The 22,450-nt window shown below is 64.2% G+C and carries 29 protein-coding genes; 15 read left to right on the forward strand and 14 right to left on the reverse strand.

Features of this window, described 5'->3' with window-relative positions:
* Nucleotides 1-157: 157 nt before the first annotated feature.
* Nucleotides 158-640: a cupin domain-containing protein gene (locus FJ418_RS16645; RefSeq protein WP_140657019.1), complete on the reverse strand. Its 483-nt coding sequence runs from the start codon at nucleotides 638-640 to the stop codon at nucleotides 158-160.
* 105 nt (nucleotides 641-745) lie between these two features.
* Between FJ418_RS16645 and FJ418_RS16650 the strand changes: the two genes are divergently transcribed.
* Entirely contained in the window at nucleotides 746-1,717 is a 972-nt protein-coding gene (locus FJ418_RS16650; protein WP_140867368.1) for a LysR family transcriptional regulator, read from the forward strand.
* 73 nt (nucleotides 1,718-1,790) lie between these two features.
* Here the strand turns inward: FJ418_RS16650 and betI are convergent, their stop codons facing one another.
* A complete protein-coding gene (gene betI / locus FJ418_RS16655; protein ID WP_140867371.1) occupies nucleotides 1,791-2,441 on the reverse strand; it encodes a transcriptional regulator BetI in 651 nt (216 codons plus the stop codon).
* Nucleotides 2,442-2,519: 78 nt separating this feature from the next.
* Here betI and choX point away from each other — a divergent pair, with 78 nt between their 5' ends.
* Both choX and FJ418_RS16665 read left to right on the forward strand, forming a co-directional pair.
* A complete protein-coding gene (choX, locus tag FJ418_RS16660) occupies nucleotides 2,520-3,458 on the forward strand; it encodes a choline ABC transporter substrate-binding protein (protein WP_140867374.1) in 939 nt (312 codons plus the stop codon).
* 14 nt (nucleotides 3,459-3,472) lie between these two features.
* Nucleotides 3,473-4,291 (forward strand): alpha/beta hydrolase, encoded by an 819-nt coding sequence (locus FJ418_RS16665; RefSeq protein ID WP_140867377.1) that lies wholly within the window; start codon nucleotides 3,473-3,475, stop codon nucleotides 4,289-4,291.
* Here FJ418_RS16665 and FJ418_RS16670 read toward each other — a convergent pair whose 3' ends face one another.
* A complete protein-coding gene (locus FJ418_RS16670; RefSeq protein WP_140867380.1) occupies nucleotides 4,292-5,050 on the reverse strand; it encodes an NIPSNAP family protein in 759 nt (252 codons plus the stop codon). It lies immediately after the preceding gene.
* A gap of 230 nt (nucleotides 5,051-5,280) precedes the next feature.
* Between FJ418_RS16670 and FJ418_RS16675 the strand changes: the two genes are divergently transcribed.
* Nucleotides 5,281-5,940: a TetR/AcrR family transcriptional regulator gene (locus FJ418_RS16675; protein WP_140867383.1), complete on the forward strand. Its 660-nt coding sequence runs from the start codon at nucleotides 5,281-5,283 to the stop codon at nucleotides 5,938-5,940.
* A 49-nt stretch (nucleotides 5,941-5,989) separates the two neighbouring features.
* Here the strand turns inward: FJ418_RS16675 and FJ418_RS16680 are convergent, their stop codons facing one another.
* Nucleotides 5,990-6,577 carry a hypothetical protein gene (locus FJ418_RS16680; RefSeq protein ID WP_140785744.1) on the reverse strand — a complete coding sequence of 196 codons (588 nt, stop codon included), beginning with the start codon at nucleotides 6,575-6,577 and terminating at the stop codon, nucleotides 5,990-5,992.
* Nucleotides 6,578-6,731: 154 nt separating this feature from the next.
* On the opposite strand from FJ418_RS16680, the gene FJ418_RS16685 reads away from it, so the two are divergent.
* Entirely contained in the window at nucleotides 6,732-7,862 is a 1,131-nt protein-coding gene (locus tag FJ418_RS16685; RefSeq protein ID WP_140641032.1) for a metallophosphoesterase, read from the forward strand.
* A gap of 57 nt (nucleotides 7,863-7,919) precedes the next feature.
* On the opposite strand, the gene FJ418_RS16690 is transcribed toward FJ418_RS16685, so the two are convergent.
* Nucleotides 7,920-8,099, reverse strand: a complete 180-nt coding sequence (locus FJ418_RS16690) for a CsbD family protein (RefSeq protein ID WP_140641034.1) — start codon at nucleotides 8,097-8,099, stop codon at nucleotides 7,920-7,922.
* A 161-nt stretch (nucleotides 8,100-8,260) separates the two neighbouring features.
* Between FJ418_RS16690 and FJ418_RS16695 the strand changes: the two genes are divergently transcribed.
* Both FJ418_RS16695 and FJ418_RS16700 read left to right on the forward strand, forming a co-directional pair.
* Nucleotides 8,261-8,956, forward strand: coding sequence for a glutathione S-transferase family protein (locus FJ418_RS16695; RefSeq protein ID WP_181166964.1), 696 nt, complete (start codon nucleotides 8,261-8,263; stop codon nucleotides 8,954-8,956).
* A 67-nt stretch (nucleotides 8,957-9,023) separates the two neighbouring features.
* Complete coding sequence (locus tag FJ418_RS16700; RefSeq protein ID WP_140867385.1) at nucleotides 9,024-9,779, forward strand: SDR family NAD(P)-dependent oxidoreductase; 756 nt, start codon at nucleotides 9,024-9,026, stop codon at nucleotides 9,777-9,779.
* A gap of 52 nt (nucleotides 9,780-9,831) precedes the next feature.
* Here FJ418_RS16700 and FJ418_RS16705 read toward each other — a convergent pair whose 3' ends face one another.
* Complete coding sequence (locus FJ418_RS16705) at nucleotides 9,832-10,143, reverse strand: hypothetical protein (RefSeq protein ID WP_140641040.1); 312 nt, start codon at nucleotides 10,141-10,143, stop codon at nucleotides 9,832-9,834.
* A gap of 6 nt (nucleotides 10,144-10,149) precedes the next feature.
* Here FJ418_RS16705 and FJ418_RS16710 point away from each other — a divergent pair, with 6 nt between their 5' ends.
* The 4 genes from FJ418_RS16710 to FJ418_RS16720 all read left to right on the forward strand — a co-directional run bounded on the left by FJ418_RS16710 (nucleotide 10,150) and on the right by FJ418_RS16720 (nucleotide 12,012).
* Nucleotides 10,150-10,557, forward strand: a complete 408-nt coding sequence (locus tag FJ418_RS16710) for a hypothetical protein (RefSeq protein WP_095768506.1) — start codon at nucleotides 10,150-10,152, stop codon at nucleotides 10,555-10,557.
* 1 nt (nucleotide 10,558) lies between these two features.
* A complete protein-coding gene (locus tag FJ418_RS31935) occupies nucleotides 10,559-10,717 on the forward strand; it encodes a hypothetical protein (protein WP_181166965.1) in 159 nt (52 codons plus the stop codon).
* A gap of 62 nt (nucleotides 10,718-10,779) precedes the next feature.
* Nucleotides 10,780-11,136, forward strand: a complete 357-nt coding sequence (locus tag FJ418_RS16715) for a YkgJ family cysteine cluster protein (protein WP_181166974.1) — start codon at nucleotides 10,780-10,782, stop codon at nucleotides 11,134-11,136.
* A 264-nt stretch (nucleotides 11,137-11,400) separates the two neighbouring features.
* A complete protein-coding gene (locus tag FJ418_RS16720; RefSeq protein ID WP_140656908.1) occupies nucleotides 11,401-12,012 on the forward strand; it encodes a LysE family translocator in 612 nt (203 codons plus the stop codon).
* A gap of 7 nt (nucleotides 12,013-12,019) precedes the next feature.
* On the opposite strand, the gene FJ418_RS16725 is transcribed toward FJ418_RS16720, so the two are convergent.
* Nucleotides 12,020-13,033 (reverse strand): AraC family transcriptional regulator, encoded by a 1,014-nt coding sequence (locus FJ418_RS16725; RefSeq protein ID WP_181166966.1) that lies wholly within the window; start codon nucleotides 13,031-13,033, stop codon nucleotides 12,020-12,022.
* Between the two features lie 195 nt (nucleotides 13,034-13,228).
* Between FJ418_RS16725 and FJ418_RS16730 the strand changes: the two genes are divergently transcribed.
* Together FJ418_RS16730 and FJ418_RS16735 are read left to right on the forward strand one after the other, a co-directional pair.
* The gene (locus FJ418_RS16730) at nucleotides 13,229-13,654 is read left to right on the forward strand and encodes a GFA family protein (protein ID WP_140656912.1); all 426 of its coding nucleotides are present in this window, start codon (nucleotides 13,229-13,231) and stop codon (nucleotides 13,652-13,654) included.
* Nucleotides 13,655-13,710: 56 nt separating this feature from the next.
* Nucleotides 13,711-14,226 (forward strand): OsmC family protein, encoded by a 516-nt coding sequence (locus FJ418_RS16735; protein ID WP_140711055.1) that lies wholly within the window; start codon nucleotides 13,711-13,713, stop codon nucleotides 14,224-14,226.
* 79 nt (nucleotides 14,227-14,305) lie between these two features.
* On the opposite strand, the gene FJ418_RS16740 is transcribed toward FJ418_RS16735, so the two are convergent.
* The 3 genes from FJ418_RS16740 to FJ418_RS16750 are packed head-to-tail and all read right to left on the reverse strand — an operon-like array spanning nucleotide 14,306 to nucleotide 16,195.
* Nucleotides 14,306-14,692: a nuclear transport factor 2 family protein gene (locus tag FJ418_RS16740; protein ID WP_140785739.1), complete on the reverse strand. Its 387-nt coding sequence runs from the start codon at nucleotides 14,690-14,692 to the stop codon at nucleotides 14,306-14,308.
* 20 nt (nucleotides 14,693-14,712) lie between these two features.
* On the reverse strand, nucleotides 14,713-15,147 hold the full coding sequence (locus FJ418_RS16745) for an OsmC family protein (RefSeq protein WP_140867388.1): 435 nt from the start codon (nucleotides 15,145-15,147) through the stop codon (nucleotides 14,713-14,715).
* A 37-nt stretch (nucleotides 15,148-15,184) separates the two neighbouring features.
* A complete protein-coding gene (locus FJ418_RS16750; protein ID WP_140867390.1) occupies nucleotides 15,185-16,195 on the reverse strand; it encodes an NAD(P)-dependent alcohol dehydrogenase in 1,011 nt (336 codons plus the stop codon).
* 113 nt (nucleotides 16,196-16,308) lie between these two features.
* Here FJ418_RS16750 and FJ418_RS16755 point away from each other — a divergent pair, with 113 nt between their 5' ends.
* A complete protein-coding gene (locus tag FJ418_RS16755; RefSeq protein WP_140656922.1) occupies nucleotides 16,309-16,923 on the forward strand; it encodes a TetR/AcrR family transcriptional regulator in 615 nt (204 codons plus the stop codon).
* A 697-nt stretch (nucleotides 16,924-17,620) separates the two neighbouring features.
* Here FJ418_RS16755 and groL read toward each other — a convergent pair.
* The 3 genes from groL to FJ418_RS16770 all read right to left on the reverse strand — a co-directional run bounded on the left by groL (nucleotide 17,621) and on the right by FJ418_RS16770 (nucleotide 20,660).
* Nucleotides 17,621-19,273 carry a chaperonin GroEL gene (gene groL / locus FJ418_RS16760; RefSeq protein ID WP_140641057.1) on the reverse strand — a complete coding sequence of 551 codons (1,653 nt, stop codon included), beginning with the start codon at nucleotides 19,271-19,273 and terminating at the stop codon, nucleotides 17,621-17,623.
* 63 nt (nucleotides 19,274-19,336) lie between these two features.
* A complete protein-coding gene (gene groES / locus FJ418_RS16765) occupies nucleotides 19,337-19,633 on the reverse strand; it encodes a co-chaperone GroES (RefSeq protein WP_006203049.1) in 297 nt (98 codons plus the stop codon).
* 226 nt (nucleotides 19,634-19,859) lie between these two features.
* Entirely contained in the window at nucleotides 19,860-20,660 is an 801-nt protein-coding gene (locus FJ418_RS16770; RefSeq protein ID WP_140867393.1) for a class I SAM-dependent methyltransferase, read from the reverse strand.
* Between the two features lie 76 nt (nucleotides 20,661-20,736).
* Between FJ418_RS16770 and FJ418_RS16775 the strand changes: the two genes are divergently transcribed.
* A complete protein-coding gene (locus FJ418_RS16775; RefSeq protein ID WP_140656926.1) occupies nucleotides 20,737-21,588 on the forward strand; it encodes a hypothetical protein in 852 nt (283 codons plus the stop codon).
* Here the strand turns inward: FJ418_RS16775 and FJ418_RS16780 are convergent.
* On the reverse strand, nucleotides 21,585-22,346 hold the full coding sequence (locus FJ418_RS16780; RefSeq protein ID WP_140656928.1) for an SDR family oxidoreductase: 762 nt from the start codon (nucleotides 22,344-22,346) through the stop codon (nucleotides 21,585-21,587). The genes FJ418_RS16775 and FJ418_RS16780 overlap by 4 nt on opposite strands.
* Between the last annotated feature and the right edge of the window lie 104 nt (nucleotides 22,347-22,450).

A 22,450-nucleotide genomic window follows, 5' to 3' on the forward strand; every position in this document is an offset into this window, starting at 1 on the left:
CCAATCTCCCCCTCGTGGGAGATGCCCGGCAGGTCAGAGGGGGGCGCGAAGGATCACGGCGTTTGGAAATCCTTCGGGCTGTTTCGAACAGGAGCGAAGGGCTGGCGGGACAGCGCCCTCTCTGGCCTGCCGGCCATCTCCCCCACAAGGGGGGAGATCAGCACCCCAGCGGCGGCCCGACAATATCGATGCCGTTCTCGGCGCACAGGCTCGTCAACACCTCAATCATCTCCGGCGTCGGCGCTGCCGCCGGCGGCAGTTCGGCTCGCTCCGCAGGGCGGCTAGCCTTGCGCACCATCGTCTCGAAATCCGAACCGCGCGTGACGGTGAGCGTATGGGCGCCTTCGAGAGACTCGACCTTGTAAGTGTGCGGCAGGCCTTTCGGAGCGAGCACCGTTTCGCCGGCGCCGGCAAGCCGCTCGCGACCGTCGACGACAAAACGTATCCGGCCTTCGAGGATATGAAACACCTCGTCCTCATTGCGGTGCACGTGCAGCGGCGCGGAATCGCCGTAGGGCTGGCGGTGCTCGATGATGCAGATGCCGTCCTCGCCGTCGGCCGACGAAACCTGGATGGCAACGAGCGTGTTGTTGAACCAGAGGAGTTCCTTGCCTGCGATCGTCGTGTTGATCATTGTCATCATTGCTCTCCCTTGTTGAGTGCCGACAAAGCGGCTTCGACGGCGACCTAAGCAAGGACGAGCCGGTGATGGAAATCGAATGATCGTATGGGGGGGATTGATGCGATGAATTTGAACGCGCTCGACCTCAATCTGGCGAGGGTGCTCGACGCGCTGCTGCGCGAGAAGAGCGTGACGCGCGCCGGCGAGCAGATCGGCCTCAGCCAGCCGGCTGTGAGCGCCGCGCTCAACCGCCTGCGCCATGCGCTCAACGACCAGCTCTTCGTGCGCCGCGGCAACGACATGGTGCCGACGCCTCGCGCCGAAAGCCTGGCGGAGCCGGTGCGCGCGGCGCTGCGCGAGATCGAGCGCGCCTTTCAGCCGGCGACCGATTTCGATCCGGCAAGGCTGGAACGGACATTCACCTTCATGGGCGCGGATTTCTTCTCCATGCTTCTTATGCCGCCCTTCGCCGCGCGCATTGCGGCGGTGGCGCCCGGCGTATCGTTCCGTTTCCTCGACAGCGCCATCGGCGACGTCTCGAAGCTGTTGCAGGACGATCGGATCGACCTTGCGCTGGAGCGCCCGCTGGAGGTCGCGGAGTGGGTCTCAAGCGTGGCGCTGTTCGGCTCGCCTTTCGCCATTGTCGCGGCGAAGGACAACGCCGCGCTCGGCCAGGCCAGCATCGCCGAGGGCGAAGAGGTGCCACTCGACCTCTTCTGCGCGCTGCCGCATGCGCTGCGCTCCATCGATGGATCGATGTCGGGCTTCACCGACGATGCGCTGGGCAGGATGGGCCGGGCGCGTCGCGTCATGCTTGCTTTGCCGCACTTCCAGGCCGTCGCGCTGGCCGTGGCGAACGGGCCTTATCTGGCTGCGGTTCCAACGCAGTTCGCTGTAGCGGCGGCAAAATCCCTGCCGATCGGCATCTATCGGGCGCCGATCCCGATACCATCGCCGGCGGTCAGAATGTACTGGCACGCCCGCCGCGATGATGAGCCACCGCATCGCTGGATCCGCGAGCAGATACTCGATGAGGTGGGAACGCTCGGCTTCAAGGACTGGGACGGCACCGCAAGTGCTCTCCCGGGGGTATAGCTGCCGTTGGAGCGGGAGTGCAGCGCTGAGCAACGCGGACGGTCAAGCGCGGGAGCGATCGCCGGTATGAACCTTATCCGGCTGAGGCTAACCCGACCGGCGCGGGCTGGCGCAGGCCCAGCCGGCCCGCGACGAAATCCTTGACCTGGCGTACCGCCTGCTCGCGCGTGACGCTGCCCGGCTGCAGGCCGAGCCTGAGCCATAGCCCGTCGATCAAAGCGGTGACGCCAAGCACGATCTCCTCGGCCAGTTCCGGCGCAGCGAGGCCGCGCAGGCCGGATAAAAGGTTCGAACGCATGCGCGCGTGGATCACCTTCTGGATACGTGCCAATTTCTCGTCGCGCGGCACCTCGGCGCAGAGTGACAGCCAGGCATGGCAGAGCGGCGGCAGGAACAAATGCTCCTCGAAATTGCCTTCGATCACCGCATCCAGCCGTTCCATCGGCGTCCGCGCCCGCTGAAGCCTGGCGACCACCGCGTGACAGAGCACGGCGTTGGCCTCGCGCATGGCGTGCTCGAACAGCTCCTGCTTGTTGCGGAAATAATGCAGCACGATGCCCTTCGACGCGCCGGCCTGGGCCGCGACCTTTTCCAGCGTCGCGCCGGCGATGCCTTCGCGCTCCAGAACGGCGAAGGCCGCCTGCCGCAGCTCCTTGCGGCGTATGTCGCTGAGGCGCGTGAGTTTCACGGGACCGATCCATGCATGGCGAATCCATGTTGACATTTTCGTCCGTCCAGATCAACAATTGACCAGTGGGACAATAAATAGACCAAGAGGTCAAAAGCGATGAGGAGAACCGGAATGTTGCGCATGCTTGCGAATGGGATTTGTCTCACGGCCCTGATGCTGGCCTCCCAGCCGGCCCGGGCCGCCGAGGCCGAGAGCTGCAAAACGGTCCGCATGGCCGAGCCCGGCTGGAACGATCTCGCCTTCACCACCGGCGTGGCCAAGGTGCTGCTCCAGGCGCTCGGCTACGAGCCGCAGAGCGAAGTGCTCGGCATCAACGTCATCTATGAGGGGATGAAGAACAAAGACCTCGACCTGTTCCTCGGCTACTGGGATCCGGCGATGGTCACCTATTACGAGCCCTACAAGAAGGACGGCTCGATCGAGAATGTGCGCGTCAACCTGGTCGGCGCCAAATACACTTTCGCCGTGCCGACCTATGTCTGGGATGCCGGCGTCAAGGACCTGTCGGACCTGCACAAGTTCGCCGACAAGTTCGGCAAGAAGATGTATGGCATCGAGCCCGGATCCAATCAGCTCATGATGGACGCCATTGCCGATCCGCAATACGGCCTCGACGGCTGGCAGGTGGTGGAATCGAGCGAGGCCGGCATGCTCTCGGAGGTCGGCTACGAGATCAAGGAGAAGCAGTTCATCGTCTTCCAGGGCTGGGCGCCGCATCCGATGAACACGATGTACGACTTCAAATATCTGACCGGCGGCGACAAGTTCTTCGGCCCGAATTTCGGCGCCGCCACCGTGACCACCCAGGTGCGCAAGGGTTTCCTGCAGGAATGCCCCAACGTCGCAAAGTTTCTGAAGAACCTTGCCTTCGACATCGACATGGAAAATGTCGGCATGGGCTACCTCATCAATGACGGCATGAAGCCGGAGGACGGGGCGCTGAAGTCGATCGCCCAGCACAGGGATCGTCTCGATGCGTGGCTTGCCGGCGTCACCACCTTCGATGGCAAGCCCGGCCTTGCTGCGGTCAAGGAAAAGCTCGGACTGTGAGGCCGGCGCGATCCGTGTCTGAGGAGCAGGAGGTAGAGCAGGCCGCCTGGGCCGAGCGCAAGCGTATCGCCGAGGTCGGCGGTCTCGACCTTGCCTATGTCGAGATCGCCGGTTCGGAGCCGCCGCTTGTCCTTGTGCATGGCTTCACCGACACCAGCCGCAGCTTCTCGCTGCTGGCGCCGCATCTTCCCGGCCGCCGGCTGATCATGCCGGACTTGCGTGGCCACGGTGGCTCGCAGGCGGGTGAGAGTTTTGGCGTCGCTGGTTTCGCCGACGACATGGCGGGGCTGATCCGGCGCCTGCGGCTCGAGCGACCGGTCGTCGTCGGGCATTCGCTGGGTGGCATGGTGTCGATCGCGCTGGCCGCTCGGCATCCGGAACTGGTCAGTGGGCTGGTGATCGTGGCCAGCACGCTGAGGCCCGATTTCGGATCGCATCACCAACTGATCGATGGCGTGGCAGCGCTTCGTGATCCGATCTCGCCGTCCGATCCTTTCTATGACTGGTGGCATGCCTGCCGGCCAGATGTGCCGCGGGCCTTTCTCGCCCGCCTCGCGAAGGACGCATCCGCGATTCCCGCGGCGCGCTGGCGCGCCATTCTCGAAGAAGTCCGCCGCACCGATCTGACCGCCGCGGCGCGGGCCGTGCAGGTCCCGACGCTGATCATCGCCGGCGGGCGCGATCCGCTCTTCGGCGCGGCGCACCAGCACACACTGACCGGGGCGCTGGCCGGATCGCGTCTGGTGTGGGCACAAGATTGCGGTCACAACCCGCATTGGGAAGACCCGGCCTTTGTCGCCGAGGCAATAGCGGGCATGCTGCCGGCCGCGTGACTATCTCAGCAGCGAACGGGCCGTAGGCGTCAGACGCAACGTCTCTGCCGGCTTTGTGGAAGCGGCTTGCAAGGCTTCATGGATCGCCCGCCATGCCGGCGAAGCGGCGAGGGCGGCCCGACGGCCGGCGTGGGCATCGCCATCATCGAACCCTGCGACGATGACGAAGACGTTTTCAGCGGCACGCACGGGCAAACGCGGAAAGGTGTTTTCGGAATGCTCGCTGACGAAGGCGCCGAGCAGCCGGGTGCCATCTGCCGCGAGCAGCGGGACCGCCGCCGCCTCGAAACGCCCGGCAAAACCGGCCTCGGCGCCTCGCTGCAAATGATGAATCGAAATCTCAACAAAACCAGGCAAACGCCTTCCGTAGTTCATACTTTCAGCTTCGGCGGCTGTCGGCCGCTGTAAGTCTGAGAGGTCGAACGCCGCACCCCGCCATGCCGGTTTGAGCAACAACACGTTGTCGGAATCGATCATCGTCGCATTGGCGGCATCCCGATGCGCCGCCCAGATGGGGCCGCCATAGAAGGCGCTCAGCGCATCCTTCCTTGCCTCCATGTCCTCGAAGCCGCGCAGCCAGACGAACATGTCGGGGCGGTCGAGATCGCGGAACTGACCGATGACGGTCATGCCCGTCGCTTCCTGCGTTTCGACGAACTCCCGATCGAACAGCGCGATCAGCGTTTCGCGCTGCCCGGGCTTCAGCGTGTATTGCCGAAGCTCGACGACGGGTGAGGCAAGGCGGGAAGGTCGGTTCATGGCCAGAATCTCAAAACAGGGTGATCGTCCTGTTTATAAACAGACCGGTTGTCCTGTTTTGTCAATCTGCTATCGTGATTTTCCCCTTCCCCCCTTGTGGGAGAAGGTGGATCGGCGCGCAGCGCCGACACGGATGAGGGGTGCTCCAGCGGAGTGAGACGCTGGCTTCCCTTATCCGCCCTCACTTCGTTCAGGTACCTTCTCCAACAAGCGGAGATGGGGAGATCGCCATGGCGATACACAAGAAACGCACAAACGACCCGGAAGGCATGCGCCGGCGCGTCCTCGACGTGGCGGAGAACTCCTTCCAGGCGCGCGGCTATCACGCCTCGAGCCTCGGTGATCTGATGGCCGCGGCCGGCGTCACCGGTGGCGCGCTGCATCACCATTTTCCGACCAAGAAGGCGCTGGCGCTGGCGGTGATCGAGGAACGGGTGGCGGCGGCGGTGCAGAAGACCTGGATCGACCCGGTGCTGGCGGCGTCCTCGGCCCGCGAAGGCGTGCGGGCCGTGTTCGAGGCGGTGGCTGCGGAGTTGGAGCAACAGGGCTATGTGCGCGGCTGCCCGCTCAACAACCTGGCGCACGAGCTGTCGCTGGCCGACGATGAATTCCGCCTGGCGCTCGCCAGGATTTTCGCCGGCTGGCGAAGGGCGATCGCCGATAAGATCCGGGCCGACCAACTGGACGGCGGAAAGGGCAGGACCGATCCCGATCGCTTCGCCGCGCTTGCGGTGGCTGCTTATTCCGGCGCCATGTCGATGGCCAAGACGTCACAGGATGCAGGGGTGCTGCGGGAGTGTTTGAGGGCGCTGGAAGGTTTCGAGCCATCGCAGAGCGGGTTGACGGCAAAGCGGCGGCGTCGCGTGTTGCCGCGGCGGATGATCGGTTGATGCCGGCGGAGCACAGGCGTGAAGGATCGCGTCGTTTGACAATTACACCTCACTCCCTCAACGGCTTGATCGTCTCGAATCCCACCTCGCTCTGCGCGCTCGTCCCCTCATCGTACCGCCGTGCCAGCACCGCCTGCAGGTCGGGCGAGTAGAGCGCCGTGAACGTGTCGATCACGTTGCCCGTATCGCCGGTGATCGTTTCGCCGACCACGAGCACGTTGTATTTGCAGTCGCCGAGCTTGTAGGTGTCCTTGCCCTTGACGGCCAAAGCCAGTGTCTCGGTGCCCTTCGGCGCCTTTTTTGAAGACAGTCGCACGAATTCGGTCTTGCTCTTGGCGCCCGCTTTCAGCGGGAACAGCTTCTTGAGGTCGCCGAGCGGGATCATCGACAGCCGTCCGGTGTCACTGTCGCGGAACACTTCGATCAGCCCGGCATAGAGATACTGCGTCTGCGGCGAGTCCGATTCATACTTGTTGGCGACCGCGACCATGCCGCCGGACGCCGGCCGGAATTCGCTGCGGATGCCGGCCTTTTCGAGCGCGAAGCCGGCTTTGGCGGTTTTTGCGTCCACGCAGTCCGCGGCCTGCGCGGCGCCGGCGAGCATGGCGAATGCCATGCCGGTTATCAGGGTTTTCATGCCTTCCTCCGCTGGATGCATGTGCCAAAGCAATGACAGACCCCCGCCGCGCTGTCGACCCAAGAGCTTTTCATGTCTAGGCATGGAAAGTCTCCAGGCGCTGGCCGGGCATTGAACTGGACGAGGCGGTTTAAGGGTGTTTAATCGGGTGACGATGAATCGCTCTTCGCCAACAACCGTTTCGCGCCGCATCTTCATGGCTCGGTTGGGCGGCCTCGCTGCCGCCGGGGTCTTTCCGCGCGTGGCCTTCGGCCAGACGGGCCGGCGCATCCAGCCGGTCGACGCCACCTTCCTCTTCATCGCCGATATCCATGCCTGCCGCATGGCGAGCGGGCTCAGCCCCAACTGCCTGCAGGAAGGCAAGACCGATGCAGCGCTTCTGCGCAACGTCGCGGCCCTGAACGCCATTGCCGACAAGGAGTGGCCGGCCGAGATCAACGGCGTTTCCACCGGGCTGCATTCGGCCGGCACCCGCATCGGCACGCCGCTCGGCCTCGTCACTGGCGGCGACATCACCGACGATGGCGGCGGCCAGGTCACCGAGCCCAGCGAAGGCACGCAGCTTCTGCAGTTCTCCCAGCGCTATCAGGAAGGCGTCGGGCCGGACCGCGTTCACATCCCGGTCTATGTCGGGCTGGGCAACCACGATCTCGACCAGAACGGCTCGCCGCCGCATGTCGACTGGTATCGCCGCGAACTGCGCGACTATGTCGAGGTCAACCATCGCCCCGGCGTGTTCTTCAAGCCGCCGGTGCCGGCGACCGAATATGACGTCGACACCGACTGCTATTCCTGGGACTGGGGTGGCCTGCATCTTATCCAAACGCACCGCTTCGCCGGCGACACCGGCCATGGCGCGCCGAGCAGCCTGCCTTGGCTGAAGCAGGACCTCGCCACCTATGCCGGCGACGGTCGTCCAGTGATCTTGTTCCAGCACTATGGCTGGGACACTTTCTCGATCGAGCGCTGGGATCCGGTGAAACGCACATACGATGACGACGGCTCCGGCCGCCCGCACTGGTGGGGCGAGGCGGACCGCCAGGCGCTGCTGGCCGCGATCAAGGGCTATAATGTCATCGCGGTCTTCCACGGCCACCAGCACGAAGTGCCGATGATCTACCAGCGCGACGGGCTCGATATCGTCAAGCCGAAGGCGGCCTATATGGGCGGCTTCGCGCTGGCGCGCGTGACGGCCGACAAGCTGGACGTGGTGCTGGGCGAAGCGGCCGGCGACCACGGCGAGATGGTCTTCACCAACGCCTTGGCCAAGCAATTCCAGACATGAAAAGGCCGCCTCGCGGCGACCTCCATAGTCCTGTCGTCAAGGCAAACTGCTGAGCGGTCAGAACGCCCTTTTGACCTTGTCCTTCACGTCGCCATAGCCCTTCTGCACCTTGCCGGCGAGCTTGTCGGCAGCGCCTTCGACCTGGGTCCGCCGGTTGCCGGTGGCCTTGCCGGCCGCCTGCTTGACCGAACCCTTCATTTGCTTGGCAAGACCGGCGACCTGATCCCTGTTCACCATGCGCGCATCTCCTGGGTGGAGCCTGGATGCGAGAACCGCATCTCGCGTCCAAACGGACGCGGAGTTTTTTGGTTCCGCAAACCGGCGGCGCGACAATGACTTTCGGCTCGAAGGTGAAGCGGTTAGGTTTGCGCCGCAACCAGCATCAAGAGAGGTCAATCTTGGCGGAATTCACGCTTTACATCGGCAACAAGTGCTTTTCCTCCTGGTCGCTCAGGCCATGGGTGGCGATGAAGCAGCTGGAGATACCTTTCGAGGAGGGCTTCGTGCGGCTGCGCACGCCGCAGACGGCAGCCAACCTCGCCAAGGTGTCGCCGACCGGCCTGGTGCCGGTTTTGAATCATAACGGCAGGATCGTCTGGGAAACGCTTGCCATCCTTGAATATCTTGCCGACCTCTACCCTGGGAAGAAGCTCTGGCCGGAAGACCTCGGCGCCCGTCAACTGGCGCGCTCGGTGGCGACCGAGATGCATTCCGGCTTCCGCGAGGTGCGCTACGGCTGGCCGATGAATCTGCGCCGGCCGAAATCCCATAAGCCGCTCGATGCCGAGGGCGAGGCGCAGCGGGCGAGGATCGAAGCGATCTGGCGTCGATGCCGCGAGCAATATGGTGACGGCGGCCCCTTCCTGTTTGGTCATTTCACCGCGGCCGATGCGATGTATGCGCCGGTGGTGACGCGCTTCGACACCTATGGCGGTGAGCTGGCGCCCGTCACCCGCGCCTATGTCGATGCGGTATTGGCGACGCCCGCGATGCGTCACTGGTATGCGGAAGCCGCCAGGGAGCCCTGGCCGGAGCCCGGCCGCACGAACAGGATTGAGCGCGGCCGGGTCAGCAAATTGCGTCGACGGCTCTGATGGGGGACTTCAAGCCCTGGCGGCGCGGCCTATGTGAAGAAGCGGGCCGGGCTCCTGGAGATTTCTCATGACCACCGCAAATTCAATACTCACGGGCAAGGTCGCCCTTGTCACCGGCGCTTCGTCCGGCATCGGCGAGGCCACCGCTGTGGCCCTTGCCGCGGCCGGCGCGAAAGTCGCGGTCGCCGCCCGTCGTGCCGATCGCCTCGAGGCACTGGTTGCGCGCATCGAACAGGCGGACGGCAAGGCGCGCGCCATCGAAGCCGACATCGCCAAGGCCGGCGACATCACCGCGATGGTCGACAAGGTCATATCCGAGTGGGGACGGCTCGACATCCTCGTCAACAATGCCGGCGTCATGCTGCTTGCCCCCGCGGCCGAAGCCGATCTCGACGACTGGCGCCAGATGATCGAGCTCAACCTGATCGGGCTGATGGCGGCCACCAAGGCGGCGCTGCCGCACTTGAAGGCTTCGAAGGGCCATATCGTCAACGTCTCCTCGGTGGCCGGCCGTGTCGCCAACCCGGGCGCGGCCGGTTACGCGGCGACCAAGTTCGGCGTGGTGGCTTTTTCGGAATCGCTGCGCCGGGAGGTCTATGCCGACAAGGTGCGCGTCACCGTCATCGAGCCGGGCCTTGTGCGTACCGGACTCGGCGATCACATCACCAACGCGCAATCCAAGGCCGGCCTCGAACACCGTCTCGCCACGATGGAAGCGCTGACCGCCGAGGATATTGCGAACGCCATTTTCTATGCCGTCAGCCAGCCGCCAAGGGTCAACGTCAACGAGATACTTATCCGTCCGACCGATCAGGAGCGCTGAGCAATAGAAAACGCCTCTCGCGCGTGTTACGGCGCGGGAGGCGCTTTTGCCGTCAACCGTTCTCGATTGCTCGTGAATTGCCGACGGCTTGAGTAGAAACGGCTTGCCATGACATTGGTTCCGCAGCCGACGAATTTTTTTGTCCTTTTTGCGGATAGTCCCAAACGCCCGCCACGATGTGATAGGAATGCTGCAAGGCCAGGGATGCGGACGTCCGCAATTTAATCTGACGCCATGTTGCTTTGTGCGTGGTCATGGCCGAAAGACGCTCTGCCATTTCGGCATCAGCCTCCGGGCAGGAGAAGATTTTGACCGCTATCTTGAATGAATCATGTGGGCAGGCCTTGCCGAAACCGGCAGGCACACGCTGATGGCCGCCAAACGCGTGCCATCAACGCCGATCGCCGCCGATGCGACCATCGCCGACATGGTCGACACCCTTGACAAGCCGATCGAATATGTTCGCCGAGTGCTGGAAAGGCTCGAACGCTGCAAGCGCGCGCATGGCGATGCCCAGGTGCGCGTTGGCGTGCGCGGCCGCGCCGAAGCCCCGAACTATCTGATCGAGTATGTGCGGGAAGACGCCAAGACCCGTCAGCGCACCAGCTATCAGGATGCCGCCTACAGCGGCAGCACGCATCGTGAGCTGGCGCCGCACCACATCGAGGACGCCAGGAACTGGTCGCCCGAGGAAATGAACATCACGGCGGTCTCGGCGCTGATCGGCCGCTTGCGCAACCCCAATGCGCCATCATCGCGCTTTTCTGACGAGGACTGACATGGCCATAAAATTCTCCGCCAAGGACCAGCCGGCAGCTGCGCCCGCCACTGCCAAGCCAGCCAAGCCGGCGGCGAAGCCGGATGCGTCCGCAGAGGTTGCGACCGATCTGTTCAAGTCGTCTGCCGAAGCGCCGGCGCGCAAGACCAGGAAGAAGTAGCGCCCTTGCCGCAGGACGCCGGTCGCACAGCCAGGCCGCTCGGGCTGCCCGGTCAGTCCGTTGTGTCTGTCGACGAGGATGCCGGTGCGGTCGCCGTGTTCGATTGCCAGAGTTGCGGCGCCTGCTGCTCTTATTCGGCCGACTGGCCGCGTTTTTCGACCGAGGATGACGAACAGCTCGACCGCATTCCGGCCGAGCTGGTAGCCGCGGACCAGTCCGGCATGCGCTGCGAGGGCGGCCGATGTTCGGCGCTCACCGGCGAGGTGGGCAAGCACACGGCCTGCGGCATCTATGATCTCCGCCCCGATGTCTGCCGCGCTTGCATGCCGGGCGGTGACGACTGCCTGATGGCGAGGGCAGCGCATGGGCTCGAACTGCCAATCTCCCCGCTTGTGGGAGTTGAGGACTGGTCCGCCTAGCGGACGCGAAGCCAACTGCTTGGCTTTGCGAAGGACGAAAGCCCGGCAGGGCAGAGTGGGGCGCTGTCCCGCCGGCGTCTCAGCCGAGCTTCGATCGGACATCCGAATAGATTTCAAAGAAATGGGACTGAGAGGCCGCGTTCCTTCGCGCTCCCTCTGGCCTGCCGGCCATCTCCCCACAGGGGGGAGATCAAGCTCTCCGCCGCTTGCCGACACCCATTCCTCCCGGTACCTTCCCGTCGGGCAGGGCTGCGGAGGAAATCCATGAGCATCGAATTCCTGTTGACGTCGCTGATCATCGTGGCTTCGCCCGGCACCGGCGTCCTCTACACGCTGAGCGCCGGTCTTTCGCGCGGCGCGCGCGCTTCAATTATCGCCGCCTTCGCCTGCACGCTGGGCATCATCCCGCATATGGCGGCCGCGATCACCGGCCTCGCAGCGGTGCTGCACACAAGCGCCATCGCCTTCGAGACGCTGAAATATCTCGGCGTCGCCTATCTGCTCTACATGGCCTGGAACACGTTGAAGGAAAAAGGCGGGCTCAGCATCGACGAGGACGCCGCGCCGCGCTCGACCGCCAGGACCATCACCTCCGGCGTCCTGGTCAACATCCTCAACCCGAAACTGTCGATCTTCTTCTTCGCCTTCCTGCCGCAATTCGTCAGCACCAACGAGCCGCATGCGCTGCCCAAGATGCTCGAGCTCTCCGGCGTCTTCATGCTGATGACCTTCGTCGTCTTCGCCATCTACGGCGTGTTCGCGGCGTCGGTGCGCAGCCACATCGTGTCGCGGCCGAAAGTGCTGACCTGGATGCGCCGCAGTTTTGCCGCCGCCTTCGTCATGCTCGGCGCTAAGCTGGCGCTGGCCGATCGCTAACGGACGGTCAGCCCTCGGTTTCGGAAGCCTCGTCGCTTCCGGAGCCGGCCGCAGCCCGAACCCCGAGCCGCCAGGCAGAAGGCGGGACGCCGATCATCTTCTTGAAGGCGCGGCTGAACGCCGCTTCGGATTCATAGCCGATGTCTGCAGCGATGCTGGCGACGTTGCTGTTGCCGGCGCTGAGCAGTTCCGAGGCGATCTGCATGCGCCATTTGGCGAGATAGTGCATCGGCGGCATGCCGACGATTCTGGTGAAGCGCTCCGCAAGCACGGTGCGCGACAATGCCGACTCCTTCGCCAGCGCATCCACCGTCCAATTGTGCGCCGGCCGGTCGTGGATCAGCGCCAGCGCCTTGCCCAGATGCGGATCGCGCAGGCCCGCCAGCCAACCGGTCTGTTGCGGCGGCAGCGATTCCACATAGCGGCGCAGCACGTCGACGAACATCAGCTCGCTGAGCTTGGTGAGCACTGTTTCGCTGCCGGCCCGCTTGTCAGCCACCTCCGAGACCGCCTGCCTGATGAACTGGCCGAGCCACCCGCCATCGCCCCTGGCATCGCCGGCCTTGATGGCGGGCGGCAGCGCTTCGAGCAGCGGATTGAAGGGCAGGGCATCGCAGGCGAGATAGCCGCAGATCAGCCTGACCGAGCGCGAGCCGCCGCCGGCGCAGTTGATGTAGAAAGGCATTCGGCCCGCAGTCGCTATGTCGAGCACGTCGGCCGTCGGCGGGTCGGTGCGCAAGTCGGGATGACTCGACATGATGTGCGGGTCGCTTCTGGTGAAGACCACGACTTCGCCGGCTTCCATCGGGATCGGCTCGTCGCCGATGATCCGCGCGAAGCAGTGGCCGGCCGTTACCACATGATAGGAAATCAGGTGATCCGCGCCGGGAAGTACCTTGGGCAATATCGACGACGGCGCGGGCGAATGGACGGCCCACGGGTCGTGGCCTTCGATGTCGAAAAACGTCGCGCCGGTGAGGCGCACCGTTTTCAAAAGGTCAGAAAGAGCATCCCCGGCCATTCCACCCATTTCCCGCAAGCCGCGCGGCAATCCGGCGCGACATCCCTTTCCAGTTCCGGACGAGCTGTCAAGTAAGGCGGACGCCGCGTCATTCCGTTCGTTGGCGGAAGCTTTAAACCCCGCCAGCACTGTGCGGTGCCGTCTCAACCGGCGCTGAGCACGGTCGAAACCAAACCTGGATAAGGATCGAAAGTCATGACGGTACATAAGGGCGGGTGCTTTTGCGGCGCCGTGGAAATCGAAGTCCACGGAACCGCCGAGGCAATGGGCTACTGCCATTGCGGTTCCTGCCGGTCGTGGTCGGCGTCTCCGGTGAATGCCTTCACGCTGTGGAAGCCACGGAACGTCAAGGTCACCAAGGGCGCGGAGTTTTTATCCGGCTTCAAGAAGTCCGAAATGAGCGACCGCCAGTTCTGCACCAAATGCGGCGGTCATCTGATGACGGATCATCCGCCGCTCGGGCTGGTCGACGTCTATGCCGCCACCATACCGATGGTGGAATTCAAGCCGGGGGTCCATGTCAATTACGCAGAGACGGTCCTGCCGATGAAGGACGGACTGCCGAAGCTGAAGGATTTTCCCGCCGAGCTCGGCGGCTCCGGCATCGCCGTCCCGGAATAGGTCCGGACGATGGCCGACGATTTCAGACAACCGCAATTCACGACAGGAGAACAGCAATGGATATCGCGACGTTTCGCGCCACGCAGGAGCCGATCAAGGATCTTTATCGCAAGGACGCGCGGGCGGCACTTCTTACCTTGAAGGCCAGGGGCAATGCCGACGACTCGAAGGTGACCTGCAAGGTCGAGACCGGACGCGGTCTTGCCTTGGCGGGCATCCATCCGAAGGCCGGCGGCAGCGGGCGGGAGCTTTGCTCCGGCGACATGCTGCTGGAGGCGCTGATCGCCTGCGCCGGCGTCTCGATGCGGGCGGCTGCGGCCGTGCTGGAGATTCCGATCAAGTCGGCGGAGATTTCCGCCGAGGGCGACGTCGATCTTCGCGGCACGCTCGGCGTCACCGAAGGCGTGGCTGTCGGCTTCAAGGAAATCCGCCTGCGCTTCGACATCGAGTCGGATGTCGAGCAAAGCCGGCTGACCCAGCTCATGGAACTCACCGATCGCTACTGCGTGGTCTTCCAGACCATCCAGCGCAGTCCCAAGACCTTCGTGAAACTCAATCGGGTTGTCTCGTAGGTCGCGGCTTGCCCGGGATCCAGATCCTGGCGGGGACGGATTCCGGACTGGGCCTGAGCGCGGTCTTCCGCGCCAGGCCCTATCCTTTCACATAGCCCATCGCCTCGACGATTTGCCCATCCGCGACACGCATCAGGTTGACCCCGCGCAGCGAACTGCCGTCGGACATCCAGAAGCGCCAGCGGATCGTAGCGCGGTCGCCGGCGACGAACGTCTCTTCGACATCGAAGCGGGTGCCGGGTCCAGTGGCGATCGCCGACCACAATTCGACGCAGGCGGCCTTGCCGATGCGGCGGGCGCCGTCCGGCGCCGGCGTGGTGTTCTCGATCACGCAATCCTGCGCCACCAGTTCGTCCAGGGCCGACGGATCGTGACGCTGGAAGACGTCGTTGTAGCGCCGCATGATTTCCGCCGTCTCGGCGGAGCGCTTGGCCGCGGCGATGTCGATGATCAATTCCTGGGTCATTGGATTTTCCTCCTTCCGTTTCAGTGGTCTGCAAGGTTCGCCTTGAGCGTGATCGAGGCGACGCCGGCCAGTGCCCGCGAGACGAGGCAGGCTGCCTTGGCCTTTTGCGCCAGCCGCTCGAAGTCCTCGGCCGAGATGCCGGCGATGCTCGCCTCGGTCTCGAGCTCGATGCGGGTAATCGTCGGCCCAGCCGTGGTCGCGCCGAGATGCACCTTGGCAATGGTGTGGATGTTCTTGGCCGTGTGGCCTTCGCCGCCGAGTATGGCGGTAAGCGCCATCGAGAAGCAGCCGGCATGCGCGGCCGCTATCAGCTCTTCCGGATTGGTGCCCGGGCCGTTCTCGAAGCGCGACGGGAAGGAATAGGCGCCTTCGAACACGCCGCTGCCCAGCCGCAGCCGGCCGGATCCTTCCTTGAGCATGCCCTGCCACTGGGCCGAGGCTTCACGGATTGTCATGGCTGGTCTCCTCTCTGTTTGCAGGAAAGTGTGGTGGTCACGCGCCATCGATGACGACCTTGCCGAAGACGTCGCCCCGCTGGAAATGACGGCAGGCCTCGCGCGCCTCGGCAAAGGGGAAGACCTTGTCGAGGACGGGTTTCAGCCGGTGCGCGGCGACAGCGGCAAGCATCGCCTCCAGCTCGTTGCGGCTGCCGACGAACAGCCGGCCGATAGTGACGAGGCTGCGCTGGTAGACGGCGCCCGGGATCTCGACCGATTTGCCGTTGTGGTCCTGCACGGTGAGCAGCACGATGCGCCCGTAAAGCGCGCTGGCGATCAGCGATTGCGTAAAAGTCGCCGGGCCGCCGGTCTCGACGACGAGATCGATCCCGCCGGTCGCCTCGCGCAATTTCACGCCCCATTCCGGCGTTCCGGCTACCGCGATGACGAGGTCGGCGCCGAGCGTCCGCAGCCTTTCGGCTTTCTCGGCGCGCGAGGTGACGGCGGCCACGCGGCAACCCATGAGCTTGGCGAACTGCAGCGCAAACAGCGCGACGCCACCTGAGCCAATGGTGAGAACCCATTGTCCGGGCTTTGGAATCTCGGCGCCCGTCAGCGCACTCCAGGCGGTCAGCCCGGCGCAGGTGAAGGTCGCCGCCTCTTGCCAGGAGAGGTGGTCGGGCAGCCGCACGGCCCATTGCTCGTCGAGCAGCGCGTATTCGCAAAGCATGCCGTCCAGCGTGCAGCCGAGCTGATCGACGATGCCCGGATGCATGCGGCCGTCGATCCAGCGCGCGAAATAGCTGCCGGTGACGCGGTCGCCGATGGCAAAGCGGGTCGCACCGTCGCCGACTGCGACGACTTCGCCGGCGCCGTCGCTCAGCGGCACGATGCCGGCGCGGGGTGCCAGAGGATAGGTGCCGTTGAGGATCATCGTGTCGCGGCGATTGTGCGAGGTGGCGCGCACCCGCACGACGATCTGACGCGGACCTGGCTGCGGCATCGCCTCCTCGCGCAACGCCAGTTTGTCGATGCTGCCTTGCCCCTCGAGCCGATAGGTTTGCATTGTTGTCTCTCAAATATGTAGACCGATTTACATATTATGTAGACCGATTGTCATATTAGGGGCAAGTCCTATAATGCAAGCTCCTGACAGAGGTTGACAGTCGAGAGGTCGACGTGGCGACGGACACACGCACCCGCATGATCGAGGCGACCGGGCTGCTCATTCGGCAGCGTGGCTATCACGGCACGTCGCTCAACGACATTTTGAGCGCCAGCGGCGCGCCCCGCGGGTCGCTCTATTTCCATTTCCCGGGCGGAAAGGACCAACTGGTCATCGAAGTGACGCGCGCCAGTGTCGCCGATGTGACCGAGCGGCTTGGCGCCGCGCTGTTGGAGGAAAGCGACCCAGCCGTTGCCGTGCACCACATCTACCAGTCGGTGGCCCGCATGCTGGAAGAGAACGAATTCTCGCTCGGCTGCCCGGTCGCGCCGTTGGTGCTCGATGCTCCGAACGATGTGCCGGACCTGGCTGAAATCTGCCGGTCGGCCTTCGAGCAGTGGATCGGACTGCTGCGCCAGGCTTTCGTCAGGGCAGGGGTGCCGGAGCGGCGCGCGCAGGCGCTGGCCCTGCTGGTCGAATCTTCGCTGGAGGGCCTTATGGTGATCGCCCGCGCCACCCGCGACCGCACGCCGGTCTTGACTGTCGCCGACGAAGTGGCCGCGCTGGTCGAGCAAGCGGTGCTTGCCGGCAAGGTAGCCCGGGAGGCGGACGCTACCGCCTTAGGATAAAGGGCTTTGCCGGCTCCGGAAATATCGGCTTAACTCCCCAGGTCTTGCCGCAACGGGGCGGCGGCGAAGCGGTTTCGGGCGCGGGCGTTGGGGCGCAGACAGTCGGATCAGGCGGTTCGCGGACCGCAATTTGCCAGGAATCTCGACTGAAACCGCGCATTTCAAGTACAACGCCTCCGCCGAGGTGGCGCTTTCCGGCTCGGGGGAGGTGCCTGCCGGCGGCGTTGACTGGACGCCGCTGCTTTCGCGCCGGCCGCTGCAACCGGACACGCGCCATGTTTCTCGCGTGGCAGAAACGAGCGGGCCGGTTTCCTGCTGGCCGAGCAAGGTATTTCGGTCGACCTCGCGGAAAGGCTGGTCGCTGCGCGGCCTCTAGCGGATGGGCCGTCGCTTCCTTCGTTGGTGTCGATCTGGAAGGCGTGAAGGCCATGCTGGACGGACCGGGCAATGAAGGCTGAGGGAAAGCTCGCGGCCGGCCTGAAGGCGTTGCGGCGACTTATCTTCACGGCGAAGCGATTTCGTTTCGGAATGCCGATCAAACGTTGATCGCCCCGATAATCCTCGCAAAACAAGAAAGGGCGCCTCTGGGCGCCCTTTCCGTATCAGCTTGGTAGCCTGGATTAGAAGTCCATGCCGCCACTCAAGCCCGTTTGCGGGCTTGAGCAATGTTAGTTGATGGGCGTGCTTTATGGACTTCTTAGAAGTCCATGCCGCCCATGCCACCCATGCCGCCGCCAGGCATACCGCCGGGCATGCCGCCAGCCGACTCCTTCTTCGGAGCCTCGGCGATCATGGCTTCGGTGGTGACCAGCAGGCCGGCGACCGAGGCCGCGTCCTGGAGAGCGGTGCGCACGACCTTGACCGGATCGACGATGCCCATGGCGATCATGTCGCCATATTCGCCGGTCTGGGCGTTGTAGCCGAAGGTCGCGCCCTTGTTCTCAAGGATCTTGCCGGCAACGATCGATGCTTCCGCACCGGCGTTGGACGCGATCTGACGGGCCGGAGCCTGCAGGGCGCGACGAACGATGTTGATGCCAGCGGTCTGGTCGGAGTTGGCGCCGGTTGCCTTGATGTTCAGCGAAGCGCGCAGAAGCGCGACGCCGCCGCCGGGAACGATGCCTTCTTCGACGGCCGCGCGGGTCGCGTTGAGGGCGTCATCGACGCGGTCCTTCTTTTCCTTGACTTCGATCTCGGTCGCACCGCCGACACGGATGACGGCAACGCCGCCGGCCAGCTTGGCGAGACGTTCCTGCAGCTTCTCCTTGTCGTAGTCCGAGGTGGTCTCCTCGATCTGCTGCTTGATCTGGGCAACGCGGCCCTGGATCTCGGCCTTCTTGCCGGCGCCGTCGACGATGGTGGTGTTCTCCTTGGAGATCGACACCTTCTTGGCGCGGCCGAGCATGTTGAGGCCGACATTCTCGAGCTTGATGCCGAGGTCTTCGGAAATGACCTGGCCGCCGGTGAGGATGGCGATGTCTTCCAGCATGGCCTTACGGCGGTCACCGAAGCCCGGCGCCTTGACGGCGGCGATCTTCAGGCCGCCACGCAGCTTGTTGACGACCAGCGTGGCCAGAGCCTCGCCTTCGACGTCTTCCGAGATGATGACCAGCGGCTTCGAGGTCTGCACGACAGCCTCGAGGATCGGCAGCATGGCCTGCAGGTTGGAGAGCTTCTTCTCGTGGAGAAGGATGTAGGCGTCTTCCAGGTCCGCAACCATCTTGTCGGCGTTGGTGACGAAGTAGGGCGACAGGTAGCCGCGGTCGAACTGCATGCCTTCGACGACTTCGAGCTCGGTCTCGGCGGTCTTGGCCTCCTCGACGGTGATGACGCCCTCATTGCCGACCTTTTGCATCGCTTCGGCGATCATCGAGCCGACCGAGGCATCGCCATTGCCGGCGATGGTGCCGACCTGGGCAACTTCTTCCGAGGTCTTGATCTTCTTGGCGTTCTTGATCAGCGTCGTGACGACGTCGCCAACGGCGAGGTCGATGCCGCGCTTCAGGTCCATCGGGTTCATGCCGGCGGCAACCGCCTTGTGGCCTTCCTGGACGATCGACTGCGCCAGAACCGTTGCGGTCGTGGTGCCGTCGCCGGCGATGTCGTTGGTCTTCGAAGCGACTTCGCGGACCATCTGTGCGCCCATGTTCTCGAACTTGTCCTCGAGCTCGATTTCCTTGGCGACGGTGACGCCGTCCTTGGTGATGCGCGGGGCGCCGAACGACTTGTCGATGACGACGTTGCGGCCCTTGGGGCCGAGGGTGACCTTCACCGCGTCGGCGAGGATGTTGACACCGCGCAGCATGCGCTCACGGGCATCGCGGGAGAATTTTACGTCTTTGGCAGCCATGTTTTAGCTCCTGGCAGGGGCTCGGGAAGAGCCCGAAGATGAAGATTCAGGTGAGGCCGATGATCAGCCGATGATACCCATGATGTCGGATTCCTTCATGATCAGAAGGTCTTCGCCATTGAGCTTGACTTCGGTGCCCGACCACTTGCCGAACAGGATGCGATCGCCGGCCTTGACATCCAGCGGCACGAGCTTGCCTGCTTCGTCGCGGGCGCCGGAACCGACGGCGATGATCTCGCCTTCCTGCGGCTTCTCCTTCGCCGTATCCGGGATGATGATCCCGCCGGCGGTCTTGGATTCGGATTCGACCCGGCGAACGACCACGCGGTCATGAAGCGGGCGGAACTTGGACTTTGCCATGTTTTCTTCCTCGAATGAGAACGGTGAGAACTGTTCCTCCATCCGGCGAGGCCGGATATGGGTTAGCACTCACCAAAGACGAGTGCTAACGTGGCGCTGAAATAGGCCGGCGCCTTGCCGGAGTCAAGGCGCGCGCAAGGGGGAGGCGACGCGAAATTTTTCTCACGCGGAACGCCAGCCCGAAAAGCACCGGGTGTCGCGAGGCGCCGACGAGCAATCTCGTCCGTCAGTCCCGGCGCTTCGGCGACCGCAGCACCAGCAGCGGGCAGCGTTCAGCGAGCCCGTATGTGCCGGTCGAGGCCAGCCGGACATCATCGAAGAAGGTCTGGGCTTCCTCGATGAGTGCTGCCGCGGGGGCGAAACTGTAGATGACCGACGAGTTGCGGTAGACGTCGATGGTTCCGATGACCGGCAGCTCCCATCCTGTGCGAGCCGCCAACTCTTCGCGATCCGGAAACAGCGCTTCGAATTGTTCGAGGATGCCCCTAACCGGTATGGTGTAGTCCGGCGCGCCGCCTGTCGCGGTCATGGCCACGCGCCATTTGAGCTCGTGGAAGGTTGCGACGCCACCGCTCAGCGCCAGGGCGCGGACTTCCTGACGTTCGTCGCGGGTTTCGGGGGAAGCATAAAGCCTGATGCCGGCGCGCCCGTCTGCCTTCAGCGCGCGCGCGATCGAAGCAAACAGTGTGCGCCTGAGGTCCGCGGCGCCGATAACCGAGAGACATCCATCGCCGATCAGCGCATCGACGCTTGCGCCTGGAAACGGTAGGTCGAACCAGTCGCCTTGCACCGCCTTGCGCGTTTCTGTGTCGCCTGGCCAGATGCCGGCAATCATGTCGGCGGATTCGTCGACCGCCGTCATACTGGCACCCAGCCCGGCGAGCTCCGGCGTCACGCCGAACATCACGACGTGCGACCGGGCAAGGTCGAGCTCGCGGTCGTAAGTTTCGACCACCTCCGCCGGCGGCCGCAGAGGTGAGCCGAGCAACTGCCAGTGCTTGCGAATTGCATTCCAATGTTGCGTCATGCAAACCCCAGCCCAGCAGCGCGTTGTATTCGATCGAATAATCGACGACGCTCGATAAGCCAAGTGGGGGGCGGGCATGGCGCGCATCGCGGTGATCACGCACGAGTTCGACCGCTTCCAGAGCCGGCGCGGACTGCTGATGCGCCGCGATAGCCCATATATGCTCTTCGACCTGCTGGAAGAGCTGAAGCGCCGCGGCCATTCGGTCCAGATATTGAGAGGCACCTCGGCGAAGCCGGCCGCCGACATCGCGGTGTTGCATCTCGACGTGACCGTGACGCCGCCCGACTATGTCGATTATGCGCGGCGCTTTGCCTTCTGCCTCAACCTTGGGACGGCCGATATTTCGAAACGCCGCATCAGCGGCGCCGTGATTGGCCAAGGCGACGACTGGCAGGGACAGGTCATCGTCAAGAGCAGCCTCAACCATTGGGGAACGCCGGAACAGCAACTGAACCAGCGCGCGCGGCGCGCCGGCAGGCCGGAGCCGTTTCCCGGCGTCGAACCTTTCGACAAATATGAGATACATGCCTCGCTCGCCGACGTTCCGGCCGAGGCCTTCGAGCGCCAGGATCTGGTCGTCGAGAAATTCATTCCCGAACCGGAGCCGGACGGTTTTGCCGCCCGCTTCTGGCTGTTCTGCGGCGAGCGCGAGCGCTGCACCCGCCATGTCTCGCCGCAGAGCCTCGTCAAGGGCGACGACACCATCCGCCGCGAGGCGGTTCCGGTTCCGGACGAACTGCGCGCGCTAAGGCGCCGGCTCGGCTTTGACTACGGAAAATTCGACTTCGTCATGCACGAGGGCAGGGCGGTGCTGCTCGACGCCAACAAGACGCCCGGGCGAGCCAGGAACCTGTCGAGCTTCATCGCCGCCGGCAATGCCAACCTTGCCGACGGCTTCGAGGGACTGATCCGCCAGGTCACCTAGATGTTCATGCCGCCTGACACTTCGATGCGCTGGGCGTTGACCCAGCGATTGTCGTCCGACAGCAGCGAGGCGATCATCGGGCCGATGTCGTCGGCAACGCCCGCGCGGCCGAGCGCGGTGACGCCGGCCACCATGCGGTTGATCTCGGCGTTGTCGCGCACATGGCCGCCATTGAAGTCGGTCGCGATGGCGCCTGGCGCCACGGTGTTGGCGGTGATGCCGCGCGCGCCAAGCTCCTTGGCGAGGTAGCGCGTGAACACCTCGATGCCGCCCTTCATCATCGCGTAAGCCGACGATCCGGGCGCGGCGAAACGGGCCAGCCCGCTCGAGATGTTGATGATGCGGCCGCCATCGTCGATCAGCGGCAGCAGCGCCTGGGTGAGGAAGAATACGCCCTTGAGATGGGTGTTCATCAGTGTGTCGAATTCCTCTTCCGTCGTCTCGGCGATCATCTTGCGCAGGCCGGTGCCGGCATTGTTGACGAGATAGTCGAAGCGGTCGCGCTGCCAGGTTTCGTGAAGCGTCTTCTTCAACGCCGCGACGAAAGCCGGGAAGCTGGCGATGGCGCCGGTATCGAGCCCAAGCGCGGCGGCCCGGCCCCCGGCGGCCTCGATCTCGGCGATTGCCGTCTTCGCCTCATCGGCGCGAGAGCGATAGGTGACGATGACGTCGACACCCCGGCGGGCGAGGTTGAGCGCGGTGTTGCGGCCGAGGCCGCGGCTGCCGCCGGTGATGAGGGCAATGGGACGAGTGGTCATGGCGAAATCTCCTTCTTCTTGGATGGAGATGGATATACTCGCCTGATCGCTCGATATAATCGGGCATGGATTGCCAACACTATTCAGTTTATGCGAACAATCGG

Source organism: Mesorhizobium sp. B2-8-3 (assembly GCF_006440815.1).
Lineage (GTDB): Bacteria > Pseudomonadota > Alphaproteobacteria > Rhizobiales > Rhizobiaceae > Mesorhizobium.